The sequence below is a fragment of the Roseomonas aerilata DSM 19363 genome (assembly GCF_000711725.1).
GTDB classification, from domain to species: domain Bacteria; phylum Pseudomonadota; class Alphaproteobacteria; order Acetobacterales; family Acetobacteraceae; genus Roseomonas; species Roseomonas aerilata.
Window position 1 is genome coordinate 62,728 of sequence record NZ_JONP01000003.1, and the last position, 23,736, is coordinate 86,463.

General features: G+C 72.0%; 21 protein-coding genes and 1 tRNA gene. 12 read left to right on the plus strand and 10 right to left on the minus strand.

Features of this window, described 5'->3' with window-relative positions; all coding sequences use genetic code 11:
- Nucleotides 1-42 precede the first annotated feature (42 nt).
- Nucleotides 43-699, minus strand: coding sequence for a DsbA family oxidoreductase (locus BO39_RS04575; RefSeq protein WP_043830535.1), 657 nt, complete (start codon nt 697-699; stop codon nt 43-45).
- A gap of 183 nt (nt 700-882) precedes the next feature.
- Here BO39_RS04575 and BO39_RS04580 point away from each other — a divergent pair, with 183 nt between their 5' ends.
- Nucleotides 883-1,734, plus strand: coding sequence for an SH3 domain-containing protein (locus BO39_RS04580; RefSeq protein WP_156963480.1), 852 nt, complete (start codon nt 883-885; stop codon nt 1,732-1,734).
- Nucleotide 1,735: 1 nt separating this feature from the next.
- On the opposite strand, the gene BO39_RS04585 is transcribed toward BO39_RS04580, so the two are convergent.
- The 5 genes from BO39_RS04585 to BO39_RS32435 all read right to left on the minus strand — a co-directional run bounded on the left by BO39_RS04585 (nt 1,736) and on the right by BO39_RS32435 (nt 6,590).
- A tRNA-Leu gene (locus BO39_RS04585) sits at nt 1,736-1,821 on the minus strand.
- A 59-nt stretch (nt 1,822-1,880) separates the two neighbouring features.
- Nucleotides 1,881-3,956 (minus strand): protein-disulfide reductase DsbD family protein, encoded by a 2,076-nt coding sequence (locus BO39_RS34915; protein ID WP_281175525.1) that lies wholly within the window; start codon nt 3,954-3,956, stop codon nt 1,881-1,883.
- Between the two features lie 231 nt (nt 3,957-4,187).
- Nucleotides 4,188-5,138, minus strand: a complete 951-nt coding sequence (locus tag BO39_RS04595; RefSeq protein ID WP_043830870.1) for an aldo/keto reductase — start codon at nt 5,136-5,138, stop codon at nt 4,188-4,190.
- A gap of 97 nt (nt 5,139-5,235) precedes the next feature.
- A complete protein-coding gene (locus BO39_RS32430) occupies nt 5,236-6,129 on the minus strand; it encodes a sigma-70 family RNA polymerase sigma factor (RefSeq protein ID WP_211257384.1) in 894 nt (297 codons plus the stop codon).
- A gap of 2 nt (nt 6,130-6,131) precedes the next feature.
- A complete protein-coding gene (locus BO39_RS32435) occupies nt 6,132-6,590 on the minus strand; it encodes a carboxymuconolactone decarboxylase family protein (protein ID WP_043830540.1) in 459 nt (152 codons plus the stop codon).
- Nucleotides 6,591-6,724: 134 nt separating this feature from the next.
- Between BO39_RS32435 and hrpB the strand changes: the two genes are divergently transcribed.
- Together hrpB and BO39_RS04615 are read left to right on the plus strand one after the other, a co-directional pair.
- The gene (gene hrpB, locus BO39_RS04610; RefSeq protein ID WP_043830542.1) at nt 6,725-9,163 is read left to right on the plus strand and encodes an ATP-dependent helicase HrpB; all 2,439 of its coding nucleotides are present in this window, start codon (nt 6,725-6,727) and stop codon (nt 9,161-9,163) included.
- Between the two features lie 82 nt (nt 9,164-9,245).
- Nucleotides 9,246-10,376 (plus strand): trypsin-like peptidase domain-containing protein, encoded by a 1,131-nt coding sequence (locus BO39_RS04615; RefSeq protein WP_052401492.1) that lies wholly within the window; start codon nt 9,246-9,248, stop codon nt 10,374-10,376.
- Between the two features lie 121 nt (nt 10,377-10,497).
- On the opposite strand, the gene BO39_RS32440 is transcribed toward BO39_RS04615, so the two are convergent.
- Nucleotides 10,498-11,145 (minus strand): hypothetical protein, encoded by a 648-nt coding sequence (locus BO39_RS32440; RefSeq protein ID WP_156963481.1) that lies wholly within the window; start codon nt 11,143-11,145, stop codon nt 10,498-10,500.
- Nucleotides 11,146-11,384: 239 nt separating this feature from the next.
- Here BO39_RS32440 and BO39_RS04620 point away from each other — a divergent pair, with 239 nt between their 5' ends.
- Together BO39_RS04620 and BO39_RS04625 are read left to right on the plus strand one after the other, a co-directional pair.
- Nucleotides 11,385-12,071 carry a winged helix-turn-helix domain-containing protein gene (locus BO39_RS04620; protein WP_043830543.1) on the plus strand — a complete coding sequence of 229 codons (687 nt, stop codon included), beginning with the start codon at nt 11,385-11,387 and terminating at the stop codon, nt 12,069-12,071.
- A 28-nt stretch (nt 12,072-12,099) separates the two neighbouring features.
- Nucleotides 12,100-13,533 (plus strand): sensor histidine kinase, encoded by a 1,434-nt coding sequence (locus BO39_RS04625; protein ID WP_052401495.1) that lies wholly within the window; start codon nt 12,100-12,102, stop codon nt 13,531-13,533.
- Nucleotides 13,534-13,792: 259 nt separating this feature from the next.
- Here the strand turns inward: BO39_RS04625 and hemN are convergent, their stop codons facing one another.
- Nucleotides 13,793-15,160 (minus strand): oxygen-independent coproporphyrinogen III oxidase, encoded by a 1,368-nt coding sequence (gene hemN, locus BO39_RS04630; RefSeq protein ID WP_052401497.1) that lies wholly within the window; start codon nt 15,158-15,160, stop codon nt 13,793-13,795.
- Nucleotides 15,161-15,286: 126 nt separating this feature from the next.
- Between hemN and BO39_RS04635 the strand changes: the two genes are divergently transcribed.
- The 3 genes from BO39_RS04635 to BO39_RS04645 all read left to right on the plus strand — a co-directional run bounded on the left by BO39_RS04635 (nt 15,287) and on the right by BO39_RS04645 (nt 18,388).
- The gene (locus tag BO39_RS04635; protein WP_043830545.1) at nt 15,287-16,195 is read left to right on the plus strand and encodes an NmrA family NAD(P)-binding protein; all 909 of its coding nucleotides are present in this window, start codon (nt 15,287-15,289) and stop codon (nt 16,193-16,195) included.
- A 64-nt stretch (nt 16,196-16,259) separates the two neighbouring features.
- Complete coding sequence (locus BO39_RS04640) at nt 16,260-17,477, plus strand: CaiB/BaiF CoA transferase family protein (RefSeq protein ID WP_245614959.1); 1,218 nt, start codon at nt 16,260-16,262, stop codon at nt 17,475-17,477.
- Nucleotides 17,474-18,388 (plus strand): hydroxymethylglutaryl-CoA lyase, encoded by a 915-nt coding sequence (locus BO39_RS04645; protein ID WP_043830549.1) that lies wholly within the window; start codon nt 17,474-17,476, stop codon nt 18,386-18,388. The genes BO39_RS04640 and BO39_RS04645 overlap by 4 nt, the downstream gene beginning before the upstream one ends.
- An 85-nt stretch (nt 18,389-18,473) precedes the next feature.
- Here the strand turns inward: BO39_RS04645 and BO39_RS04650 are convergent, their stop codons facing one another.
- Nucleotides 18,474-18,803, minus strand: a complete 330-nt coding sequence (locus BO39_RS04650) for a YnfA family protein (protein ID WP_043830551.1) — start codon at nt 18,801-18,803, stop codon at nt 18,474-18,476.
- Between the two features lie 176 nt (nt 18,804-18,979).
- Here BO39_RS04650 and BO39_RS04655 point away from each other — a divergent pair, with 176 nt between their 5' ends.
- The 3 genes from BO39_RS04655 to BO39_RS04665 all read left to right on the plus strand — a co-directional run bounded on the left by BO39_RS04655 (nt 18,980) and on the right by BO39_RS04665 (nt 22,333).
- Complete coding sequence (locus tag BO39_RS04655; RefSeq protein ID WP_043830553.1) at nt 18,980-19,867, plus strand: cation diffusion facilitator family transporter; 888 nt, start codon at nt 18,980-18,982, stop codon at nt 19,865-19,867.
- Between the two features lie 114 nt (nt 19,868-19,981).
- Entirely contained in the window at nt 19,982-21,304 is a 1,323-nt protein-coding gene (locus tag BO39_RS04660) for a uracil-xanthine permease family protein (protein ID WP_043830555.1), read from the plus strand.
- An 87-nt stretch (nt 21,305-21,391) separates the two neighbouring features.
- On the plus strand, nt 21,392-22,333 hold the full coding sequence (locus tag BO39_RS04665; protein WP_043830558.1) for an N-carbamoyl-D-amino-acid hydrolase: 942 nt from the start codon (nt 21,392-21,394) through the stop codon (nt 22,331-22,333).
- Between the two features lie 2 nt (nt 22,334-22,335).
- Here BO39_RS04665 and nth read toward each other — a convergent pair whose 3' ends face one another.
- Nucleotides 22,336-22,983 (minus strand): endonuclease III, encoded by a 648-nt coding sequence (gene nth / locus BO39_RS04670; protein ID WP_156963505.1) that lies wholly within the window; start codon nt 22,981-22,983, stop codon nt 22,336-22,338.
- A gap of 146 nt (nt 22,984-23,129) precedes the next feature.
- Between nth and BO39_RS29650 the strand changes: the two genes are divergently transcribed.
- Nucleotides 23,130-23,648 (plus strand): DUF2244 domain-containing protein, encoded by a 519-nt coding sequence (locus tag BO39_RS29650; RefSeq protein ID WP_169742729.1) that lies wholly within the window; start codon nt 23,130-23,132, stop codon nt 23,646-23,648.
- Nucleotides 23,649-23,736: the final 88 nt, after the last annotated feature.

Below are 23,736 nucleotides of genomic sequence, written 5' to 3' on the forward strand. Positions count from 1 at the left end.
ACAGGGCGGTTATTATGAGAGGGTGCGCGCCCTTCCGTTCCGTCAGGCCGCCTCGCGGAGGCCCGCGCGGATGGCGGCCGCCATCGCTTCCGGCTGCTGGGCGCCCGAGACGATGAGATGCCGCCCGAGGATGATTGCCGGCACGCCGCCCAGCCCGGCGGCGCGGGCGGCGTCCTCCGCCACCTCCGCCGCGAGGTCGTCACTCGCCAGCATCGCCGCGGCGCGGCCGGGCGGCAGGCCCGCGGCATCGCCGATTGCGGCCAGCACCGCGGGGTCGCCGATGTCACGACCCTCGGAGAAGTAGGCGGCGAAGACCCCCTCGGCCACAGCATCGGCGAGGGTCGGACCGCCCTCCAGGGCCGCGAGGCGGATGAGGCGGTGGCTGCCGAGGGAGTTGGGCGAGCGCTCGATCCGCTCGAAGTCGAAGGCCAGCCCGTCCTTCGCGCCCTCGGCCGCCAGCCGCGCGTCCAGCTCCCGCCCGCGCTCGACGCTGCCGAACTTCCGCGCCCGGTACTCGGCGCGCGGCATCCCGCCCGCGGGCATATCTGGGTTCAGCTGGAAGGGGTGCCACTGGCGGGCGAGGTGCAGGTCTTCTGCCGCTAATATGGCAAGTGCCGCGTCCAGCCGCCGCTTGCCGAGCCAGCACCAGGGGCAGACCGTGTCCACCACCACAAGCAGCGTTGCGTCGAGCCCGGGCATGCGCGCTTTCCTCTTCTCATCCGGGGAGTGATGCAACCATCTCCCGCGCGCCGGCGCCATGGCCGCGCAGGGCACCGCCGGTCGTGCCACTGGTTGCACGACGGGGCACGGGTTCGTGAAACCGAGACTCAGCCCCGTCCCGCGTTGTGAGCTTTGAATCATGGAATCGGGTGGAACGACGTGTTGCGTAAGGGATTTCTCCTCGTGGGCCTGCTGGCGCTGGGCGGTTGCTGGGAGGATGCCGCACCCAAGGGCCAGTCATCCGGGACCGCCGCCGGGAATGGCGCCGTCTCCCGCGTGAGGGCGGCCGCGGAGGAGCGCGTGCGCGCCGCCGCCCGCGACCCCGAGAACCTGCGCTTCCGCGCGGTCGAGACGCATCGCCAGGCGATCGCGGACACCTATGCCGTCTGCGGCCAGGCCACCGTTTCCGGCGATTCCGTCTTCGTGCCCTTCGTTTCCGTGGTGAAGACCGCGGGCGGCACGACCGAGGTGGAGCAGTATATCGGCCGCAGCAACATCGAGGCGACGCGCGTCTATGTGGAGCTGGTTGGCCGCTGCTTCGACGGCGGCGGGCCGGTGCAGCGGGCTGGCGGTAGCACCGTCTCCTCGCCGGCACCGCCGCTGCCGAACGGGCTGCCGACCCTGGACCAGATGGCCCAGGCCACCCAGCCCGTGCCGCCGCCCGCGGCGGTTGAGCCCGCTTCGGTCGCACCGCTGCATGGGGCTGCCGGCACGCTGGTGATGCGCCAGAACGGCAATCTCCGCTCCTCCCCGAACGGGGGCGGGGCGGTGCTGCGGGTGGCGCGCTCGGGCGCCGTGCTGAACGTCTTCGGCACCGCGCCGGGCGGCTGGTACCAGGTGGGCGAGAGCACGCCGGAGGGCTGGATCCATGGCAGCCTCGTTACCGTGCAGGGAGGCGGAACCGGTATGGGGCAGGCGGCGGGCCAGGGAATGAACCAGGGGCTCCTGCCCGGGTTGAGCCAGGGCGGAGCGAATGTCCGGCGCACGGGCAGCGCCGTCGCCTCGGCGGAATAGGTGGTCCCCCCTGCCGGATTCGAACCGGCACACCCCAACGGGTGAGCGATTTTAAGTCGCCTGCGTCTACCGTTCCGCCAAGGGGGGGGACGGCGCATCATAGCGCCGTCTGCGGTCCCGTCACGCCTCCGCATCGAGCGGGCTGATCAAGCTGCCGGGCGCACTCGCTCCGGGGCGGCGGAGATCGCCTCGATGACCATCCGCTCCGTCAGGATTTGCGGCAGCGCGACGGGCTCCCCTCCGCCAGCAGGGTAGAAGAGGTAGAGCGGCACGCCGTCCCGCCCGCGCTCGCGCAACAGGGCGGTGATGGCGGGATCGCCACGCGTCCAGTCGCCGGTGAGCAGTGCGACGCCCGCCCGCGCGAAGGCGGCGCGCGTGGGCTCGGTTTCGAGTGCCACGCGCTCGTTCACCCGGCAGGTGATGCACCAGGCGGCCGTGAGATTCACGAAGACCGGCCGCCCCTCCGCGCGCAGCGCCGCCAGCCGGGCGGGCGACCAAGCCTCGCCCGAAACGGCAGCGGGGCCTGCGGGCGTGGCGCCCGACACCATCGGCAGCAGGGCAAGGGCGCCGAGCACGGCCAGCACCGCCGCCCCGCGCCCGATTCGCCCACCGCTCGTCGCTTGGGCCGCGCCGAGCGCCCAGCCGGCGAAACCCACCAGCAGCGCGCCCGCCAGCACCCAGGCCACCCCCTCCGGCCCTGCCTGCACCGAGATAACCCAGGCGAGCCAGGCCGCCGCGCCATACATCGGGAAGGCGAGGAGCTGCCGCAGCCGCTCCATCCAGGCCCCCGGCCGCGGCAGGAGGCGGGCGAGGGAGGGGAAGGCGGCCAGCAGCATGTGGGGCGCGGCCATCCCGAGACCCATGGCGCCGAAGACCGCTAGCGCCGCGAGCGGCGGCATCGCGAGCGCCGCGCCCAGCGCCACGGCCATGAAGGGAGCCGTGCAGGGGGTGGCGACCACCACCGCCAGCGCGCCGGTGCCGAAGCTGCCCAGCCGCCCGCCCGTGGAGGGACCGCCCACCGCGAAGACGCCGGAGAGGTTCAGCCCAACGGCCAGCATCAGCCAGGCGAGCGCCGCGACGAAGGCGGGGGCGGTGAACTGGAACCCCCATCCCGCCGCCGAGCCCGCCAGCCGCGCCGCTACCAGCGCGCCGCCGACCGCGAGGAAGGCGAGGACCACCCCCGCGACATAGCCCAGCGCCTCTGCCCGCACCGCGCCGCGCGAGGCGCCGGAAAGTCGCGCGATGCCCATTGCCTTCATCGCCAGCACCGGGAAGACGCAGGGCATGAGGTTGAGGATCAGCCCGCCCAGGGCGGCCCAGATCACCACCTGCCAGAGCGCCGCGCCGCCGCCTTCGGGCACCGCGCCCGGTGTGGCCGAAACCTTGTAGGCTGCGCGCACCCCGGCCGCGTCCGTGATGGCGACAAGGCCGGACAACTCCCCCGGCAACGGCGCCGCGCCGCGCCGAAGCCCTAGCACCAGCGCGCCCTCACGCAGTGAGAGAGGTTGGGGCGCGGCATTGTCGAACATGCCGGGCTCGTCGGGGAAGAAAAAGGCTTCGCGCACCGAGGCCGGGCCGAGCCCGGCGCCCGCCAGCTCGATCCCGCCCCGCGCACCCTCGAAGCCTGCCCGCACCACGAAGGGCGAAGGACGGGGCAGCGCGGCCTCGGCGGCTCGGAACAGATCGGTTGCCCCCGGATCGGGGCGCGTCGCGGCCTCCACCGGCAGGTCAAGGCGGAAGGCACCCTCCTCGGGGATGCAGAGGTCGGCGCAGACCAGCCAACGCGCCGTCCCCTCGATCGTATAGATCCGGCCGGGCTCGATCCCCTCGGGCACGCGGACAGTCAGCGGGAAGACCGCCTCCCCCAGGTAGCCGAAATTGACCAGCGGCCCGTAGGGAATGCGGAGCGGCGCGGGAAAGAGGAGCGGCCCGGCCTCGCCGCCATCGCGCAGCGACAGATCGAGCGAGGGCGGCTCCCCGGCGTCGCCCGGATTGGTCCAGTAGGTGTGCCAGCCCGGCGCGAGCACCTGTCGCAGCGCCAGCCGGAAGGTCCCCCCGGGCGCAACCGCCGCCGCCTCGGCCACCAGCGTCACCCGGGCGCGCGGCGAAACCACGGCCTCGCTCTCCGCCGCCCGCGCGGCGGCAGGGGCCAGCAGGAACGCCAGCAGGAGGAAGAGGGCGCGCATGGACAGGGGATAGGACCGATGCTCGGGGGGGTGCAACGCCTGCTGTCGTCGCGCGTGACTTCGGGGAGAGGCGGAAGGAATTCTTCCTCTTCCCGGACCCTTCTCCATCATCTTCTTCTTCACGTTGGACTCGCCCTGGGGCCGGTGGGCCTCGGGCCGATGGCCCGAGGCGACGGTATGGTCAGAAATCCCCGGCGGCAGTGGGATGGGGGGCCAGGAACCTTGTGCTCCTGGCGGGGGAGGGCAGGGCCCTCTCAGTCGGTCGCATCAGGCACTCGCCTCATCCAGCGCCGCGATATCCCTCGCCGAGAGGGTGAGGTTCACCGCGCGGATGAGGCTTTCCAGCTGATCGAGGCTGGTGGCGCTGGCGATCGGCGCCGTCACGCCCTCCCGCGCGATTACCCAGGCGAGGGCGATCTCGGCCTGGGCGGCGCCGAGGCGGGCCGAAACCTCGTCCAGGGCCGCCAGGATGCGGGTGCCGCGCTCGTTGATGTATCGCTCCACCCGCACCGCGCGGGCGCGCCCCTCCAGGTCCGCCTTGGAGCGGTACTTGCCCGAGAGGAAGCCGGCGGCGAGGCTGAAATAGGTGATGACGCCGATGCCCTCCTGCATGACGAGGTCGCGCAGCGGTCCGTCGAAGCTCCCGCGGTCGTAGAGGTTGTACTCGGGCTGCAGGCACTCGTAGCGGGGCAGGCCCCTCGCCTTGGCGGTGTCCAGCGCCTCCGAGAGCTGCGCGGCGTCGAAATTCGAGCAGCCGATGGCCCGCACCTTGCCGGCCTTGATCAGCGCCTCGTAGGCCCGCAGCGTCTCCTCCTGCGGGGTGGCCGCGTCGAAGGCGTGGGACTGGTAGAGGTCGATCCGGTCCGTGCCGAGGCGGCGAAGCGAGTCCTCCACCGCCCGCTCGATCCAGCGCGGCGAGAGGCCCTTGCGGTCCTCGCCCATGTCCATGCCGACCTTGGTGAGGATCAGCACCCGCTCCCGCTTGCCGGGGTTGGCGCGGAGCCAGCGGCCGATGATCTCCTCGGACTCGCCGCCCCGGTGGCCCGGCGCCCAGCGGGAATAGACGTCGGCCGTGTCGATCGCGTTCAGCCCCGCATCCACGAAGCGGTCGAGGAGGGCGAAGCTCGTCGGCTCGTCCGCGGTCCAGCCGAAGACGTTGCCGCCGAAAACGAGGGGAGCGATCTCGAGGCCGGTCCGGCCGAGGGCGCGCATCTGCATGGGGTGGTCCATCTCTTGGTGCAGGACCCCAGTTGGGCGGCGGGCCCCGTGCTGCCCAGGGGGGCACCCGCCCCTCGCGGAGGCGCGGCCGCGGCCGTCAGGCCCGCACCGCCGTGCGCACCAGCCCCAGCTTCTCCGGGTTTCGCACAATGTAGATGGCGGCGATCCGCCCGTCCCGGATCTCCAGCGCCGTGGTCTGCGGCAACCCGTCCGGTTCCAGCGTGACGTAGCCGGGCAGCGCGTTGACGCGGCCGATATGCAGCAGCGGGGAGGGGGGTGCCAACCGCTTGCGGGCCAGGCCAGCGAAGAAGCGCCCAACCTTGTCCGCACCCGCGATGGGGTTGAGGGCCGCGGGACGGATGCCGCCGCCATCCGTCCGCAGCACCACGTCCTCCGCCAGCAGCCCGCGCAGCGCGGTCTCGTCGCCGTTGCGGGAGGCCGCGAGGAAGGCGCCGGCGATCCGCCGCGCCTCCTCCTCCGTCACGGACTGCCGCGGCTCCGCTTCGCCGAGATGCGCGCGGGCACGGGTGGCGAGCTTGCGGCACGCTGCCTCGCTGCGGGCGAGAAGGGTAGCGATCTCGGAGAAGGGGGTCTCGAAAAGGTCATGCAGGATGAAGACCGCCCGCTCCGCCGGGGTGAGGCGCTGCAGGGCGAGGAGGAAGGCGACCGACAGCTCCTGCACGTGGGCGTGTTCGGCCTGCTGCGGTGCCTCCCCGGAATCGAGCACCGGTTCGGGCAGCCAGGGGCCGACATAGAGCTCGCGCCGGTGCCGGGCGGAGCGGAGGTGGTCGAGGCTGAGGCGGGCAGTGGCCTTCAGCAGCCAGGCCCGCGGCACCTCGATCCTGCCGCGGTCCGCCGCATTCCAGCGGAGGAAGGCGTCCTGCGCGATGTCCTCCGCCGTCGCGAGCGAGCCGGTCATGCGGTAGGCGAGCCCGATCAGCTCCGCGCGCAGCGGCGCGAAGTGCTCGATGGCCTCGGGCCCGCCCGTCACCGTCAGGCCGCCGCCTGGACCGCCGAGGCCGGCACGGCGCGGAAGCCGATGGCCAGCCGGTTCCAGGCGTTGATCGTCGCGATCAGCAGGGACAGCTTCACGATCTCCTCCTCGGTGAAATGCGGCCTCAGGCCATCGTAATCCTCGTCCGGCGCGCGCGTGCCGGCCACGAGGGTCAGCGCCTCGGTCCAGGCGAGGGCTGCGCGCTCGCGGGGCGTGTAGTGCGGCGCCTCGCGCCAGGCGTCGAGGAGGTAGAGGCGCGCCTCGCTCTCCCCGGCCTTGCGGGCGTCGCGCGTGTGCATGTCGATGCAGAAGGCGCAGCCGTTGATCTGCGAGGCGCGGGTCTTCACCAGCTCGATCAGCCCGTGCTCCAGCCCCGAGGAGGCAACGGCCTTCTCGAGGTTGACCATGGCCTGCATGAGCCTGGGGGCGGCGGCAAAGTAGTCGAGGCGGGGCGTCATGGCGCGCTGTCCTTGCTGGGGTTGCGGCCATAGGACGGGGCAGGGCGGCCGGATGTGACGCCGTGGCGCGAATTTCCCCGCGGCGCGGCCCCGCGGTTTGACAAGCCGCCCCCCGGCGCCGAGACCGGCCCTCCATGCAGCTTCCCGAACTCCCCGTCGCCGAGGCCCTTCCCGCGCTTCTCGAAACGCTCCGCGCCGGTTCCAACGCCGTCCTCGTCGCGCCCCCGGGCGCGGGCAAGACGACCATCGTTCCGCTCACCCTGCTCGACGAGCCCTGGGCTACGGGCAAGATCCTCGTGCTGGAACCCCGCCGCGTCGCCGCCCGCGCGGCCGCGCGCCGCATGGCGGATCTGGCCGGGGAGGGCGGGCCGGGCGGCCTGGTCGGCCTCTCCACCCGCCTTGACCGCGCCGTTTCCGACCGCACGCGGATCGAGGTGGTGACCGAGGGCCTGCTGGTCCGCCGCCTGCAATCCGACCCGGACCTCGAGGGCGTCTCGGCCGTGCTCTTCGACGAGGCGCATGAGCGGCACATCGACACCGATCTCGGCCTCGCCCTCTGCCTCGACATGCAGCGCGCGCTACGGCCGGACCTGCGGCTGGTGGCCATGTCCGCGACGCTGGACGCCGCAGGCTTCGGCGGGCTGCTGGACGCCCCGCTGATCGAGAGCGCCGGCCGCGCCTTCCCCGTGGCCGTCCACCACCGCCCGCGCGACATCAAGGAACCGCGCGACCTGCCGGAGGCGATGGCGGGCGCCATCCGCGAGGCCCTGCGCGCGCATCCCGGCGATGTCCTCGCCTTCCTGCCCGGCTGGGGCGAGATCCGGCGCACAGCCGAGCGCCTTTCCGGCATCGAGGCCGAGGTGCTGCCGCTGCACGGCGAGATGCCGCCCGCCGAGCAGGACCGGGCGCTGAACCCCTCCACCCGGCGCAAGGTGGTGCTCGCCACCTCCATAGCCGAGACCTCGCTGACGGTGCCGGGCGTGCGGATCGTCGTGGATGGCGGCTTCCGCCGCGCCCCGCGCCTCGACGCGGCCACCGGCCTGACCCGGCTCGTCACCGTCCGCATCTCCCGGGCCGCCGCCGAGCAGCGAGCGGGGCGCGCGGGGCGCACGGAGCCCGGCGTCGCCATCCGTCTCTGGACCGAAGCGCTGCACCGCGGCCTGTCTCTCGCCGACCGGCCGGAGATGCTGGAAGCGGAACTGTCCGGCCTCGCGCTCGACTGCGCGGCCTGGGGCGCCGATCCCCGCGCGCTGCCCTTCCTCGACCCGCCGCCCGAGGGCGCCCTGGCCGCCGCGCGCGCCCTGCTGCACGACCTGGACGCGCTGGACGGCGAGGGGCGGATCACCGCGACCGGGCGGCGCATGGCCCGGCTCGGCGCCCATCCGCGCCTCGCCCGCGTGATGGTCGAGACGCGCACGCCGGGGGAAGGGGCGCTGGCCGCCGACCTCGCCGCCCTGCTGGAGGAGCGCGACCCGATCCGTAACCGCGAGGCGCCGACCGATCTTCACCTCCGCCTCGACCTGCTGCGCGGGGGCGACCACCCGGAGGCGGACCGCGCGACCGTCGCCCGCATCCGCCGCACGGCGGGGCTTCACCGCCGCCGCCTGTCGGTGCCCGAGCGGACGGATCCCGATGGCGACCCGGCCGCGCTGCTCGCCGCCGGCTTCCCCGACCGCATTGCCGCCCGGCGCGGCACGATGGAGGGCGCCTATCGCCTCGCCTCCGGCCAGGGCGCGCGGCTGGCGGCGACCGACCCGCTCCGCAAATCCGCGCTGCTGGCTGTGGCGGCGCTGGAGCTGCAAGGGACGGAATCCCGCATCCGCATGGCGGCGCCGCTCGACCGCGCGGTGCTGGAGGCCCGCTTCCCCGAGCGCTTCGTGCGGGAGGAGGTGACCGAGTTCGACGCCCGCGCCGGAGCGGTCGTTGCCCGCCGGCGGCTGCGCTTCGGCCCGCTGGTGCTGGAGGAATCGACGCTTCCCCACGCCGATCCGGCACAGGTAGCAGAGGCCCTGGCGCACGCCGCCGCCGGCCGCGCCTTCCGCGACCTCGATTGGACGAAAGCGGCCGTGGGGCTTCGCGCCCGCCTCCGCTGGGCTTACGTGACAGAGGGCGCGCCCTGGCCGGATGTGTCGGACGCGACCCTCGCCTCGACCGTCGCCGAATGGCTGGCCCCCTACCTGCACGGGAAGTCGCGCCTCGCGGAGCTGCGCGGGATCGATACCATGGCAGTGCTGCAATCCCTCGTTCCCTGGGAGTTGCGGCGGCGCCTCGATGCCGAGTTGCCCGCGCGGGTGGACCTGCCGGAGGGCCGCAGCGCTGCCATCGACTACGACCGCGAGGTGCCGGCCATCGAGGCCCGCGCCCAGCACCTCTTCGGCCTGGCCGACCCGCCGCGGCTGATGGGCGGGCGCATCCCGCTGCAGATCTCGCTCCTCTCCCCCGCCGGGCGGCCGATCGCCGTCACCTCGGACCTGCCGGGCTTCTGGCGCGGCGGCTGGGCGGAGGTGCGGCGGGAGATGCGCGGGCGATACCCGCGCCACGCTTGGCCGGAGGACCCCTCCGCCGGGGGCTGATCCCCGGACCTTGAACACCTCCTCGACGCTACCCCTCTATGGGGTGACATTCTCGCGACTTGCCGGAGAGCCAGTAGCCCGCATGCCCGATACCGCCTTCCAGCCCCCCGCGCCGCCGGCGACCTCCCCGGGCCGCCGCGCCGCCCTGCTGGCCCTTGCCGCCGTCGCGATCGCCCCCGGCTGCACGCCGCTCGACGCCCGCGCGCAATCCGCCTCCCCCCGCATGACGGTGCTGCCGGACTTCGCGGACCTCGCCCAGGCGGTGCTGCCGGCCGTGGTGAACATCGCGGTGACGGGCGAGCAGACGGCGCAGGTTCCGCCGGAGCTGCGCGGCACGCCCTTCGAGCGCTACTTCCGCGAGCGCCGCAACCGCCAGCAGGTGCAGGGCGCAGGATCGGGCTTCATCATCGACCCCAGCGGCTTCGTGGTGACCAACAACCACGTCGTCGGCTCCGCCGCCCGCGTCGTCGTATCCCTCCAGGATGGCACGGAGCACCCGGCGCGCGTGGTGGGCACCGACGAGCTGACGGACCTCGCCCTGTTGCGGATCGAGTCGCGCGTGCCGCTGACCGCCGTGCCCTGGGGCAGCAGCCCCGTGCGCGTGGGGCAGTGGGTGATGGCGGCGGGCAATCCCTTCGGCCTCGGCGGCACGGTCACCACCGGCATCGTCTCCGCCCGCGGGCGCGAGATCGGGGCGGGGCCCTTCGACGACTTCATTCAGACCGACGCCGCCATCAACCCCGGTAATTCCGGCGGGCCGCTGTTCAACACGGCCGGCGAGGTGATCGGCATCAACACCGCCATCTACTCCCCCTCCGGCGCCTCCGCCGGCATCGGCTTCGCCACACCCTCCGACCTCGCGCGCGGCGTCATCGATCAGCTTCGGCGCGATGGCCGGGTAGAGCGCGGCTGGCTCGGCGTCGCCGTGCAGGACGTGAACCCGGACGCCCCGCGCGGCCGGCGCGGCGTGCAGATCCAGGGGGTCGAGCGCAACTCCCCCGCCGCGCGGGCGGGGCTGCGGCAGGGCGACCTCGTCACCGCCCTGAACGGCGACCGCATCGAGAGTTCCCGCGCGCTGATCCGCAGCATCGCGGGCGTCACGCCCGGGCAGAGCGTGCGGCTGACCCTGACGCGGGACGGGCGCGGGCAGGACGTGAACGTGCAGGTGGGGCGGCGCCCGCCGGGGACGGCGGCGGCGGTGCAGCCGCAGTAGGGGGGGCGTAGGCCAAGCACTATTAGGGCGCCAGATCTACTTGGTCACGATGACGGTGCAGAACGGCTTTGAGCGTTCTGCCCTCTGCACAGGAAGTGTGGGGGCGTACTCTTGAAGGTGATTACTCTTGAGGATCTTTAGCAGGATCAAGATAATGGTTTTCTATTCGTGCTGCTAGATCCAGCGTGAAATATGCGAGTTCGCTGAAACGCTTAGTGCAATGTTGAATTTCTGCTGCACGATAATAGTAGGTGGATAAGGCGCTATCAGGAAGTTCCAGCTTCTTGGTAGTTTGCGGAGATGCGCAGAGATAAAGGCCTCCTGATGCTGTAGTCCCGTCAGACCTAGTTATGCGCATCTCCCACACCATTCCATGTGCAATGTTGTTGCGGTAGGCTGCGGCCGCAGTGTGGGCCTTCAGGAGCTTCTTCAATCTTGTCTTGTCTTCCTCCTGCATCGCAGCATCATCTGAGTTTGGGCTCGAGCGGCGCCTGAAAAATTCTGTGGCAGCTGCGGTGATTGCGTCGCCTTTTCCAAGTGCTCCAAAAATCGTACCATAAGCGCGTTGAGCAGCTCGCGACTCAGCTTCGCAGAAGGTGCGGAACAAAATCGCCATCTGCAATTCAAACCGCTCCCATTCGTTGACTGCCTGTCCGACGGCAAGGAAAATGGTGGCATGCCTTTCCTCGCCAAGGTAGGTCGGAGATGGTTTGGTGCTCGGCGGAGGATGCCAAATGGGGAATTTGGAAAGACCTTCGAGGAAATCCATGACTAAGACCTGGCCCTAACGTCTTAAACTTGTCGATCCTGATAAAATGCCACTGCCAGCATGAGGATCGACAGGTTTCTGTTATCGCTGAGAGGATAACCTGCTGCTCCAGCAATCAGGAATCCTGCTCTCCGCCGTTTAGATGTGCCATCCGGGTGGATGAACTCTTGTCCTGCTCCCATCTGGCCCTCTACCGCTCGGCCCGGCATTCTCCCTGGGACAGAACACTAAGGACCACCATGCGTATCCTCCTCGTTGAGGACGACCCCGAGGTCGCCCGCTTTGTCCGCCGTGGCCTGACCGAGGCCGGCCACGCCGTCGAGCACCGCGACAACGGCCGCGACGGCCTTTTTGCCGCCGCCGGCGAGCCCTTCGACCTGCTCGTCATCGATCGCATGCTGCCGGGCGGCGTGGACGGGCTGCGCTTGGTCGAGACGCTCCGTGGGCAGGAGAACCGCACGCCCGTGCTGTTCCTCACTGCCCTCTCCTCCGTCGATGAGAGGGTGCGCGGGCTGAAGGCGGGGGGCGACGATTACCTCACCAAGCCCTTCGCTTTCGCCGAACTCCTCGCGCGTGTGGATGCGCTCGGCCGCCGCCCCGCCGCCGAGGTGCCTGCCACGCGGCTGCGCGTCGCGGACCTGGAGCTGGACCTCCTCTCCCGCTCCGTCACGCGCGGGGGCAAGCGGATCGACGTGCAGCCGCGCGAGTTCCGGCTGCTCGAGCACCTGATGCGCCATGCCGGCCAGGTGGTGACGCGCACGATGCTGCTTGAGAAGGTGTGGGACTACCACTTCGACCCGCAGACGAATGTCATCGACGTGCACGTCTCCCGCCTACGGCAGAAGCTCGACCGCGGCTTCGAGAAGCCGCTGATCCACACCATCCGCAACGCCGGCTACATGATCCGCGCCGAGGACGCGGCGTGAAGGCCGGCGCCTGAGGCGAGGCGGCTTCGTGGTCGCGGCGGAAATCCGGCGCGCGCCGGCGCCGCGCCTGATCGACAGCGCGGGCTTTCGCTTCGCTGTCTTCTTCGCCGTCATGTTCCTCCTCGGCGGCGTCGCCTTCGCGGGCATCGTCTGGTGGAACACGGCGGGCGGGCTGGACCGGCAGACGGACGCCGCCATCCGCGCCGATGTCGCCGCCCTCATGCAGCGCTACCGCGACGCGGGGCGGGCGGGGGTGGAACAGGCCATCATCTTCCGCCTGCAGCGCGACGGGGATTCCCAGGACCTCTACCGCCTGACCGATGCCGCCGGCCGCCAGATCGCCGGCAACCTCGCGGACACGCCGGACGAGTTGGACGGCCCGGCGCCCGAGGCCGAGGCGCTGCGCTGGCTGCGCGCCCCCCTCGTGCGGGAGGGCGCGCTGACGGAGGCGCGTCTCTACCGCGCCGACCTCGCGAATGGGGACCGCCTGATCGTCGGGCGCGACGTGGAGGAACGGCTGCGGCTGCGCGAGCTGCTCGGGCGCGGCCTCGGCTGGGCGGCCAGCGCCTCCTGCCTCATCGCCCTCATCGGCGCGCTGCTGCTGCGCCGCGCCCTCCAGTCCCGCCTGCGCCCGGCCGCCGAGACGGTGCAGGCTATCGCCCAGGGCGACCTCAGCCAGCGCGTGCCCCTCTCCGGGAAGGAGGACGAGTTCGACCGGCTGGGCCGCACGCTGAACGCCATGCTGGACCGCATCGGCACCCTCATGGCGGGTATCCGGGGCGTGTCCGACGCGATCGCGCACGACCTCCGCACCCCCGTCGCCCGCGCCCGCGGCCGGCTGGAGGAGGCGCTGGACGGCGATGCCGAGACCATGCGCCGCGCGATCGAGACGGGCTTGGCTGACCTCGACGGCATGACGCGCATCTTCCAGGCCGTGCTGCGCATCACCGAGGCCGAGGCGGGCGCCCGCCGCGCCGCCTTCGCCTCTCTCGACCTCGCGCCGCTGCTGGCCGATGCCGCCGAGCTCTACGACGCCATTGCGGAGGCGCGGGGCGTGGCGCTTCGGGTGGATCTGCCGGAATCCCTGCCGCTGACCGGCGACCGCGACCTCCTGCTCCAGGCCGTCGCGAATCTGTTGGACAACGCGGTGAAGTTCTCCCCCGCCGGGGGGATCATCCGCCTCTCGGCCGGGCTCTCGGCGGGGGCGCTGCGCATCACTGTGGCGGACGAGGGGCCGGGCCTCTCCCCGGCGGACCGCGCCCGCGCGGGCGAGCGCTTCTTCCGCGCGGACAGCGCGCGCGCCACCCCCGGCTACGGCCTCGGCCTCTCGCTTGTGCGCGCCGTGGCCGGGCTGCACGGGGGGGAACTCGTGCTGGCGGATACACGGCCCGGCGCCTCCCCGCCGGGGCTCTCCGCGACCCTCATCCTGCCGCCCCATCTTTCGCCGGCGGCCGAGGGCTGATCCGGTGGCTCTGGAGAGGGCTCCTCCCTCTCCAGACCTCCCGGGCGAACGCGCAGCGTTCGTCCCGCGCCCGCCAAGGGCCTGAGGCCCTTGGAGCCTCATCTGCGGCTCGCGGAACCATCCCGAGCGTGCCGTCGCCTCGGGTCCACGACCCGAGGCGCACCGGCCCCACAACCGGTCAAACCGATAGAAAAAGATGAGAGGGGGTCCGGGGGGAGAGAATTCTTTCTCTCCCCCCGGAGTCACTCGCCCTGCCCGATCAAACCGCCGCCGAATGCCGTTGCGCCGACGGCGCGAGATAGGCGTCGAAGCAGGCTGCCACCTGGCGCACGAAGCGGCGCCCCTGGGGTGTCACCACCACGCGGCCCGGCGTGAGTTCGACCAGCCCCTGGTCCCGAAGCGGGGCCATGGCGGCGAGGGCGGACGCGATAGCAGGCTGCATGGATGGCGCGGTGTTGCCGAGGTCGAGGGCGAAGTCGCACATCAGCCGTTCGATCAGGGCCCCCCGGGCAAGGTCCTCGGCACTGGTGGCGACGCCGCGCGCGACGGGCAGGTGGCCTTCCGCGACCGCGTCCGCGTGGGCGCGCTCGTCGAGGATGTTGCCGGCGAGGCCGCCCGGCAGCTGGCCGATTGCCGAGGGGCCCAGGCCCAGGCGCACGGGCGCGTCGTCGGTCGTGTAGCCCTGGAAGTTCCGCCGCAGCCGGCCTTCCGCCGCCGCGCGCGCGAGGGGGTCGCTGGGCCAGGCGAAGTGGTCGAGGCCGAGCGCGACGTAGCCGGCCGCCGACAGCACCCGCTCGGCGGCCTCGGCCTGTTCCAGCCGGGCCTCGGGGCCGGGCAGGGTGGAGGCGTCGATGGCCTTCTGGTTCGGCTTCATCCAGGCGACATGGGCGTAGCCGAAGACGGCGACGCGATCGACCTCGAGCCAGGCCGCGAAGCGCGCGCTGGCCTCCACATGCGCCACCGTCTGGCCGGGCAAGCCGTACATGAGGTCGAGGTTCACCCCGGCGATGCCCGCGCCCCGCAGCCGGTCCACGGCGACGGCGATCAGCTCGGAGGGCTGAGGGCGGCCGATCCGTGCCTGCACCTCGGGCGAGATGTCCTGCACCCCGAGGCTGGCGCGGGTGAAGCCGAGCTCGCCGAGGGTATCCACCATCCCTTCGTCCAGGATGCGCGGGTCCAGCTCGATGGCGAGTTCCGCCCCCGGCCGCTGGCCGAAGCGGGCAAGGAGGCCGTTCACCAGCGCGCGCATCCGCACCGGCCCGAGGATGGAGGGCGTGCCGCCGCCGAGGTGCAGGTGGGAGACGCCGCCGTGCTCGGGCAGGGCCGCCGCCAGCAGGTCCGCCTCCCCCTCCAGCGCGGCGGCGAAGGCGTCGATCCGCGCCTCCGAGCGCGTCGGCTTCGCGTGGCAGGCGCAGTACCAGCAGAGGTCGCGGCAGTAAGGGACGTGCAGGTAGAGCGAGAGCGGGTCGTTCGGGCGGATCCCGTCCCGCAGCCAGCCGCGATAGGTGGCCTCGTCCAGTTGACCGAACTGCGCGGCGGTGGGGTAGCTCGTGTAGCGCGGCACCTTCGCCTCGGCGAGGGCGAGGAGCGCCCTCGACGGGGCTGGGGAGGGGATGGTGGCGGTCATGAGCCCTGGCCTAGGGCAGGGCGGCCGCCCGAGCCTTGATCTGGCGCAAATCGGGTTCCCGCCCGGACCGGGACTTGCCGCGAGACGTTGCGCGCCAAGATCGGGGCGGCATCCAGGAGCCACCTTATGTCCCAGCATGGTGCGGAGCCGCCGCGTATCCTCGTGGCCGGCGCCACCGGCGATCTTGGCGGCCGCATCGCGCGCGCCCTCCACCGTCGCGGCGCCCATGTTGTCGCGCCGATCCGGCGCGACACCGAGGCCGGGCGCGCGCTCGCGCTCCAGCAGGCAGGCATCGAGGCCATCCGCCTGGACTTGGGGGACGAGGACGCCATGACCGGGGCCTGCCGTGGCGCCGTCTGCGTCGTCTCCGCGCTGAACGGGCTGGAGGGGACGATCCTCGGCACGCAGGCCGTGCTGTTGCGCGCGGCGGTCGCGGCGGGGGTGCCGCGCTTCATCCCCTCGGACTTCTCGCTCGACTTCACGAAGACCGCGCCGGGCGGCAACCGCAATCTGGACCTGCGGCGCGAATTCCACCGGCTGTTGGACGCCGCGCCCATCCGCGCGACCTCGATCCTGAACGGCGGCTTCGCGGACATGCTGGCGGACGCGATGCCGCTGATCCTGCCGCGCCTCGGCCGCGTGCTCTACTGGGGCAGCCCCGACCAGCCTCTCGACTTCACGACAAAGGACGACACCGCGGCTTTCACCGCGGAGGCCGCGCTCGACTCCGAGGCGCCCCGCATCCTGCGCATCGCGGGTGACCAGGTGAGTGCCCATGGCCTCGCCGCCGTTGCCGCGGACGTGCATGGCCGCCCCTTTCGCCCGACGCGCCTGGGCGGTCTCGGCACGCTCACGGTCATGATCCGCGCCGCGCAGGTCCTCGCCCCGGGGAAGGGGCAGGTGTTCCCGCCCTGGCAGGGGCTGCAATACCTGCGGGACATGTTCGGCGGGCGGGGCAAGCTCGCGCCGCTCGACAACGGCCGCTATCCCGGCCTCGCCTGGACCTCTGTGGCCGAGGTGCTCGCGCGGGCCTGACACGCGCCCCCTTGCCACCGCTTCTGCGCCGGGGAACATCCCCGCCGACGCAGGAGAGATGCCCATGCCGGAACAGCCCGGCCCCGAGACACCACCGCAGGACCCGAGGCTGCCCCTCACCGGGTTGAGGGTGGTCGAGCTGGGCCACTACATCGCCGCCCCCTTCGCCACGCGGCTGCTCGCCGATCTCGGGGCGGAGGTGATCAAGGTGGAGCCGCCGGAGGGCGACCCGCACCGCGACTGGGGCGCGCGGGTGAACGGGCACGCGGTGTGGTTCTCCATCCACGGGCGCAACAAACTCTCCGTCACGCTCGACCTCAAGACGGAGGAGGGGAAGGAGAAGCTCCGCGCCCTTCTCGCCCGCGCGGACGCGCTGGTGGAGAACCTGCGCCCCGGCGCGATCGAGCGGATGGGCTTCGCGCCCGCGACGTTGCACGCGATGAACCCGCGCCTCGTGATCGCGCGCGTCTCCGGCTACGGGCAGGACGGGCCCTACCGGGACAAGCCCGCCTTCGGCGCCATCGGGGAGGCGATGGGCGGGCTGCGGCACCTCACCGCCAATCCCGGCCAGGCGGATCTGCCGCCGCCGCGCTGCGGCGTCTCGATCAGCGACGACCTCGCGGGAATGTACGCGGCTCTCGCGCTCGTCTCCGCCTGCTGGGGAAGGGACCGCAACCCCGAGGGCAAGGGAACGGTGATCGATCTCGACCTCGTCTCCTCCGTCTTCTCGCTGATGGAGGGGATGCTGCCGGAGTTCGCCATGCTCGGCCGCGTTCGCCAGCCCATGGGGGCGGCGCTGCCGAGCGCGGCGCCCACGAACACCTATCCCTGCGCCGACGGGAAGTGGCTGGCGGTCGCCGGCAACTCGGACCTCATCTTCCGCCGCCTCATGACGCGCATCGGCCGCGCGGACCTGGCGGACGACCCGCGCATGGCCGGCAATTCCGGCCGCTGCGCCAATGCGGCCGAGCTGGACGAGGCGATCGCCGCCTGGACCCGGACGCTTTCCGCCAAGGAGGCGCAGGACGCGCTGGAGGCGGTGGAGGTGCCGTGCTCGCGCCTCTACGACATGAAAGACTGCGCGGAGGATCCCCATTTCCTCGCGCGCGACATGGTGCTGCCGGTGGAGGATCCGCTGATCGGCACCGTGCCGCACCCCGCCGCGCCCTTTCGCTTCGAGGGGGTGCCGCCCGCCGCCATGGTGCGCTGGCCCGGCCCCGCGGTCGGAGCGCACAACAGCTACGTCTTCGGCGCGCTGCTGAAGAATGAGGGAAGCCGATGATCACCCCGACCAATCCGCGCGCCACGATCAGCGACGTCGCCCCGCGCGACGGGCTGCAATCCATCGGGCCCTTCGTGCCGACGGAGACGAAGATCGCCCTCGTGCGCGCGATCCACGCCGCGGGGGTCCGGCGGATGGAGGTGGGTTCCTTCGTCTCGCCGAAGGCGGTGCCGCAAATGGCGGATACGGCGGAGGTGCTGCGCGCGGCGCTCGATCTGCCCGGCCTCGAATGCACGGTGCTGGTGCCGAACCGCCGCGGCTTCGAGCTGGCGGCGGCCTCGGGCGCGCAGCGGCTCGGCCTCTTTATGTCGGCGACGGAGAGCCACAACAAGGCGAACCTCAACCGCACGCGGGAGGAATCCTTCGCCGACCTCGCGGCCATCGTGCGCGACGCGAAATCGGCGGGGCTGGAGCTTCGCTTCAACCTCTCCACCGTTTTCCACTGCCCCTTCGAGGGCGTGGTGCCGGCCGAGGAGGCGCTGGACTGGATCGAGCGCGCGGTGGCCCTCGACCCCGGCATGGAGATCGCGCTGGCCGACACCACCGGCAACGCGGCGCCCGACCAGGTGCGGCGGCTGTTCGAGCGGGCGCACCGCTCCTGGGGACTGCGCTTCGCCTTCCATGGGCACGACACCTACGGCATGGGCGTCGCCAACGTCGCCGCCGCCTGGGAAGCGGGGGTGCGGATCTTCGATTCCGCGGCGGGCGGCCTCGGCGGCTGCCCCTTCGCGCCCGGCGCCACCGGCAATGTCGCGACCGAGGACGTGGCCTGGCTGTTCCGCCGCATGGGCGTGGAGACCGGGATCGACCTGGACCGGCTTCTGGCCGCGGCGGACCTCGCGGCGGGGATTCCCGGTGCGACGCCGGGCGGGCGGCTGCGGGGCGTGCCCTCCGTCCGGCGCGCAGCGTAGCCGGGCTGGGCGCCGCACGCCGGAAGAGGGTGCCGCCCCGCCTGACGGTGCCGGTCCCTTCGCGGCATGCGCCTGGGAGCGGGCGCTACGTCGCGCGCGGACCGAGCAGGATGACGGCGGCGCCGGCGAGGCACATGGCGGCCCCAATCAGGTCCCAGCGATCCGGGCGCATTCCCTCTGCCGCCCAGAGCCACCCCAGGCTGGTGGCGATATAGACCCCGCCATAGACGGCATAGGCGCGGCCCGCGCTCTCCGCCGGGCTGAGCGTCAGCAGCCAGGCGAAGGCCACCAGAGCGAGGACGCCGGGGATCAGCCAGAGGGCGGACCCTCCCTGGCGGAGCCAGGTCCAGAAGGTGAAGCAGCCGACGATCTCGGCAAGGGCGGCGGCGAGGTAGATCGCGAGGGTGGCGGCCATGGGGCGATCCTAACCCTTTTCCGGCGTCGCGACCGTCGCCGACCCTGCTCGAAACCGGCGGGAGCTCCGGGCAGGTCCGATGCGGCAACACGAAGGGCTGATCGGGCGAAGGACCAGGCTTCCAAACAAGTGCATTGCTGTTCATATATTCAGCAGTTCACTGCGCGGGGCCTCGCATGAGCCGCACCATGAGGGCTGCCTGGGGCAGCCTGGCCGTTGCCTTCGTGGCCCTCGGCCTGAAGCTCGCCGCCTGGTGGGTGACGGGCAGCGTGGCCCTTTACTCGGACGCGCTGGAAACGGTCATCAACGTCGTCGCGGCCCTCACGGCGCTGGTGGCGCTGCGCATCAGCGCCGTGCCGCCCGATGCCGACCACCCCTATGGCCACCAAAAGGCCGAGTACTTTTCGGCGGTGATCGAGGGCATGCTGGTCCTCGGCGCGGCGGCGGCCATCCTGCGCGAGGCCTATGGCGCCTGGCTGCACCCGGTGGCGCCGGACGCGCCGCTGCTCGGCATGGTCATCAACGGCGCCGCGGGCGTGCTCAACGCGGTCTGGGCGGCCTACCTCATCCGCTCCGGCCGCGCCTGGCGCTCCCCCGCGATCCTGGCGAGCGGCCGGCACGTGCTGACGGATGTCTGGACCTCGGCCGGGGTGCTGGTGGGCTTCGCCCTGGTGCCGGTCACCGGCTGGCTCTGGCTGGACCCGGCGCTCGCGGGGATCGTGGCGCTGAACATCATATGGGCCGGGTTCGGGATGGTCCGGGAATCGGTCGGCGCACTCATGGACAAGGCGGTGGACCCGGAGGTGCTGCGGGGCATCCGGCAGGTCATTTCCACCCACGCCGAGGGCGCGCTGGAAGCGCACGACCTGCGCACGCGGACCTCGGGGCACGTGACCTTCATCGAGTTCCACCTCGTCGTCCCCGCCCGCATGGCCGTCGCGGACGCGCACGACATCTGCGACCGGCTGGAGGAGGCGCTGCACGAGGAGGTTGGCGGGGCGGTGGTCACCGTCCATGTCGAGCCGGAGGGCAAGGCGAAGCACCGGGGCGTCCTCGTGCTCTGAGGCGGGCCGATACGGGTGCGGGCGCGGAATGTCGGCGCGACCGCCTGCCCGGCGTGGGGAAGGGGCCGCATAGTGCCCGCCATCGACTCCCGAGCAGCCAAGGACCCTCCGCGCATGTCCTTCTTCCCCCGCTGGCCGCTGGCCCGCGGCACCACCGTTCCCCCGGACGAGCGCCTGCCCTGGGGCAGCACCGGGCTGCTGGGCATCCAGCACCTCGTGGCCATGTCGGGCTCCACCATCCTCGGCCCGCTGCTCATGGGCTTCGACCCGAACCTCGCGATCCTCTTCTCGGGCATCGGCACGCTCATCTTCTTCGTCCTCGTGGGCGGGCGGGTGCCCAGCTATCTCGGTTCCTCTTTCTCCTTCATCGCGGTGGTCATCGCGGTCACGGGCTATGCGGGCTCGGGCCCCAACCCGGATATCGGGCCGGCGCTCGGCGGCATCATCGCCTGCGGGGCGCTCTACGCGGCCATCGGAGTGCTCGTGATGATCACGGGCTCGGACTGGGTGGAGCGGCTGATGCCGCCGGCCGTCACCGGCGCGGTGGGGGCGGCCATCGGCCTCAACCTCGCGCCCGTGGCGGTGAAAGGGATCGAGGGGACCGGGCCGCACGTGCTCGTCGCGCTGGCGACGCTCCTGGCCACGGCCCTCATCGCCGTCTACGCGCCGCTCGCCATCCGCCGCATCTCCATCCTCGCGGGCATCGCCTGCGGCTATGTGCTGTATCTCGTTGTCGGCAACGTCATGGGGCTGCTGCCGCCGATCTCCTTCGCCGAACTCTCGGCGGCCCCCTGGTTCGGGATGCCCGCCTTCCGCAGCCCGCGCTTCGAGCCGGGCGCCATGCTGCTCATCGCCCCCGTCGCCTTCATCCTCGTTGCGGAGAATCTCGGTCATATCAAGGCCATCGGCGCGATGACGGGGCGCAACCTCGACCCCTATATCGGCCGCGGCTTCATCGGGGATGGCATCGCCACCATGGTCTCCGGCTACGGGGGCGGCACGGGCGTGACGACCTACGTCGAGAACATGGGCGTGATGGCGGTGACGCGCGTCTTCTCCACGCTTCTTTTCATTGTGGCGGCGCTGGCGGCCATCCTCCTCGGCTTCTCGCCGAAATTCGGGGCGCTGCTCCGCACCATTCCGGGGCCGGTGCTGGGCGGGCTGGCCGTGGTGGTCTTCGGGCTGATCGCGGCGGCCATGATCCGGCTTTGGGTGGACAACCGCGTGGACTTCTCGGACCCGCGAAACCTGCTGACGGTCGGCACGGCGCTCGTGCTCGGCTCCGGCAACTTCACGGTCACGATCGGCGGCTTCTCCATCGCGGGGATCGGCACGGCGACCATCGCGGCTATCGGCCTCTACCAGCTTCTAGGCATCGGCCGGCGGGAGCCAGTGGGGGTGGTCCATGGCATGGATGGGGATGGCGGACCGCACTGACCCCGGGTTGCCGTGCCGCACCCCGGCACGGCATGAAGCCGCCCGGTCACGCACCCCGTGACGCACACCGCGCAGGAGCCCCCGCCCATGCCCCGCATCCTTCGCCTCGCCGCCGCCCAGATGGGCCCGAACCAGCGCGCCGACACGCGCGAGACCATCCTTGCCCGCATGATCGCCCTGTTGGAGGAAGCCGCCGGGAAGGGCGCGAAGTTCGTCGTTTTCCCCGAGCTGGCCTTCACCACCTTCTTCCCACGCTGGCTGATCGAGGGCGCGGAACTCGATCAGTACTACGAGCGCGAGATGCCCAACCCGCGCGTGCAGCCGCTGTTCGACCGGGCGCGCGAACTCGGCGTCGGCTTCTATGTCGGCTATGCCGAGCTGACGCCGCAGGGGCAGCGCTTCAACTCCGCCATCAGCACGGGGCCGGACGGCTCTATCCTCGCGAAGTACCGCAAGGTGCATCTGCCGGGCTCGGTCGAGCCGCGACCCGGCGACCGCTTCCAGCAGCTTGAGAAGCGCTATTTCGAGTATGGCGACCTCGGCTTTCCGGCCTTCCGCGGGGCGCCGGACTGGGGCGCGCCGGTGATGGGTATGCTTGTCTGCAACGACCGCCGCTGGCCCGAGGCCTGGCGAGTCTACGCGCTGCAAGGCGTGGAGCTGATGGTCATGGGCTACAACTCCGCCGCCTATGACCCCAATGGCGGCAGCACGGAAAACGAGGAGATCCGCACCTTCCACTCCACCCTCGCGGCGCAGTCGAACGCCTACATGAACGCCACCTGGGCGGTCAGCGTGGCCAAGGCGGGGAACGAGGACGGGTCGGGCCTCATCGGCGGATCCGTCATCGTGGACCCGAACGGGGTGATCGTGGCCCAGGCAGGGACGCTGGGCGACGAGGTGCTGGTGGCCGATTGCGACCTCGACCTGACCCGCCAGGGCAAGGAGAAGATGTTCAACTTCGAGGCCCATCGCCGCCCCGAACACTACCGGCGGATCGTGGAGCAGGTGGGCGCGAAGCCGCCGGCCTGAGTTCAGCCGCCGCTCGGCCCCGCCACCTTGTCGGGGTAGTTGCAGAACTCGCGCGCCACGCAGTGCCAGCACTCGGGGCGCCGCGCCTTGCAGACGTAGCGCCCGTGCAGGATGAGCCAGTGATGGGCATCCCGAAGAAGCTCGGGCGGGCAGCGCTTCACCAGCCCGTCCTCCACCGCCCGCGGAGTGTCCCCGGGCGCGAGGCCGGTGCGATTGCCGAGGCGGAAGATATGCGTGTCCACCGCCATGGCGTTCTCGCCGAAGGCGACGTTGAGGACGACATTGGCGGTCTTGCGGCCGACACCCGGCAGGGCCTCCAGCGCCGCGCGGTCTCTCGGCACGACGCCGCCGTGGCGCTCAAGCACAAGCGCCGAGAGGGCCGCCACGTTCTTCGCCTTGGCCTGCCACAGCCCGATCCGGCGGATGTGGCGCGCGATGCCCTCAGGCCCGAGGGCCGCCATGGCGGCGGGGTCTGGCGCCTCCGCGAAGAGGGTGGCGGTGGCCTTGTTCACCGCGAGGTCCGTCGTCTGTGCCGAGAGGACGACCGCCACCAGCAGGGTGAAGGGGTCGCGATAGTCGAGTTCCGGCTCGGGCTCGGGATTCGCCGCCGCCAAGGCGCGGATGAAGAGGGCCGCCTGGGCAGCCGACATCCGCCGGGCACGGCGGGGCTTGGCGGCCGTGCCGTGCAGCGGGGCGGCGGGGAGGCGGGGCGGGGAGGGGGCGCGGCTCACGCGATCGTCCATAGCCCGGAACCGCTTTCCGGCGGAAATCCGCGCGCGCACACCCTATGTTGCCGATGATGACAGCAGGTCAGGAAGCCCCGCTCTTCGAGGCCCTTACCGTTCCCCACCAGTCCGGCAGCGCGGCCGGGCTGCGGGTGATCGCGGGGCTGGTGATGCTCGCCTCGGGCGGGTTGACGATCCTCTTCTGGTCGCTGGGCGCCTGGCCGGTGGCAGGCTTCATGGGCGGGGAGGTGGTGCTCGTGATCGGCCTGCTGCGCGCGCACCGGCGCTGGTCGAACCGGATCGCGGAGCGGATCACGCTGGCCGGCGGGCGGGTCCGGGTGGACCGGACGGACCGCAAGGGGCGCCAAAGGGCGGTAGAGTTCGACGCCTACTGGGCGCGCGTGGCGCTTACCGAGCGGCCGGGGCGGGTGAGCGAGTTGCGGCTGGCAGCGCGCGGCCGATCGACCGAGATCGGGCACTTCCTGCATGAGCCGGAAAAGACCAGCCTGGCTGAGGCGCTGACCACGGCCCTGCGGAACTACCGCAACCCGGTCTTCGACAACCCGCAGACCCGCGCCGGGCTGGACTGAGGCCAAGCGCGGAAAATCCTCGGCAGGCGCTCGGCTTCGATAATTCGCCCGAGCTTCCCGGGCCGTACACGAGTTCTTAAGCTAACCC

Coding starts and splice junctions, on each gene's coding strand:
- BO39_RS04575 (WP_043830535.1), bottom strand. CDS start 699: ATGCCCGGGCTCGACGCAACGCTGCTTGTGGTGGTGGACACGGTCTGC.
- hrpB (WP_043830542.1), top strand. CDS start 6,725: ATGCAGCTTCCCGAACTCCCCGTCGCCGAGGCCCTTCCCGCGCTTCTC.
- BO39_RS04635 (WP_043830545.1), top strand. CDS start 15,287: ATGTCCCAGCATGGTGCGGAGCCGCCGCGTATCCTCGTGGCCGGCGCC.
- BO39_RS04645 (WP_043830549.1), top strand. CDS start 17,474: ATGATCACCCCGACCAATCCGCGCGCCACGATCAGCGACGTCGCCCCG.
- BO39_RS32440 (WP_156963481.1), bottom strand. CDS start 11,145: ATGGATTTCCTCGAAGGTCTTTCCAAATTCCCCATTTGGCATCCTCCG.
- BO39_RS04660 (WP_043830555.1), top strand. CDS start 19,982: ATGTCCTTCTTCCCCCGCTGGCCGCTGGCCCGCGGCACCACCGTTCCC.
- BO39_RS29650 (WP_169742729.1), top strand. CDS start 23,130: ATGATGACAGCAGGTCAGGAAGCCCCGCTCTTCGAGGCCCTTACCGTT.
- BO39_RS04620 (WP_043830543.1), top strand. CDS start 11,385: ATGCGTATCCTCCTCGTTGAGGACGACCCCGAGGTCGCCCGCTTTGTC.
- nth (WP_156963505.1), bottom strand. CDS start 22,983: ATGTCGGCTGCCCAGGCGGCCCTCTTCATCCGCGCCTTGGCGGCGGCG.
- BO39_RS04640 (WP_245614959.1), top strand. CDS start 16,260: ATGCCGGAACAGCCCGGCCCCGAGACACCACCGCAGGACCCGAGGCTG.
- BO39_RS04615 (WP_052401492.1), top strand. CDS start 9,246: ATGCCCGATACCGCCTTCCAGCCCCCCGCGCCGCCGGCGACCTCCCCG.
- BO39_RS04655 (WP_043830553.1), top strand. CDS start 18,980: ATGAGCCGCACCATGAGGGCTGCCTGGGGCAGCCTGGCCGTTGCCTTC.
- BO39_RS32435 (WP_043830540.1), bottom strand. CDS start 6,590: ATGACGCCCCGCCTCGACTACTTTGCCGCCGCCCCCAGGCTCATGCAG.
- BO39_RS04650 (WP_043830551.1), bottom strand. CDS start 18,803: ATGGCCGCCACCCTCGCGATCTACCTCGCCGCCGCCCTTGCCGAGATC.
- BO39_RS04665 (WP_043830558.1), top strand. CDS start 21,392: ATGCCCCGCATCCTTCGCCTCGCCGCCGCCCAGATGGGCCCGAACCAG.
- BO39_RS04595 (WP_043830870.1), bottom strand. CDS start 5,138: ATGCAGATGCGCGCCCTCGGCCGGACCGGCCTCGAGATCGCTCCCCTC.
- hemN (WP_052401497.1), bottom strand. CDS start 15,160: ATGACCGCCACCATCCCCTCCCCAGCCCCGTCGAGGGCGCTCCTCGCC.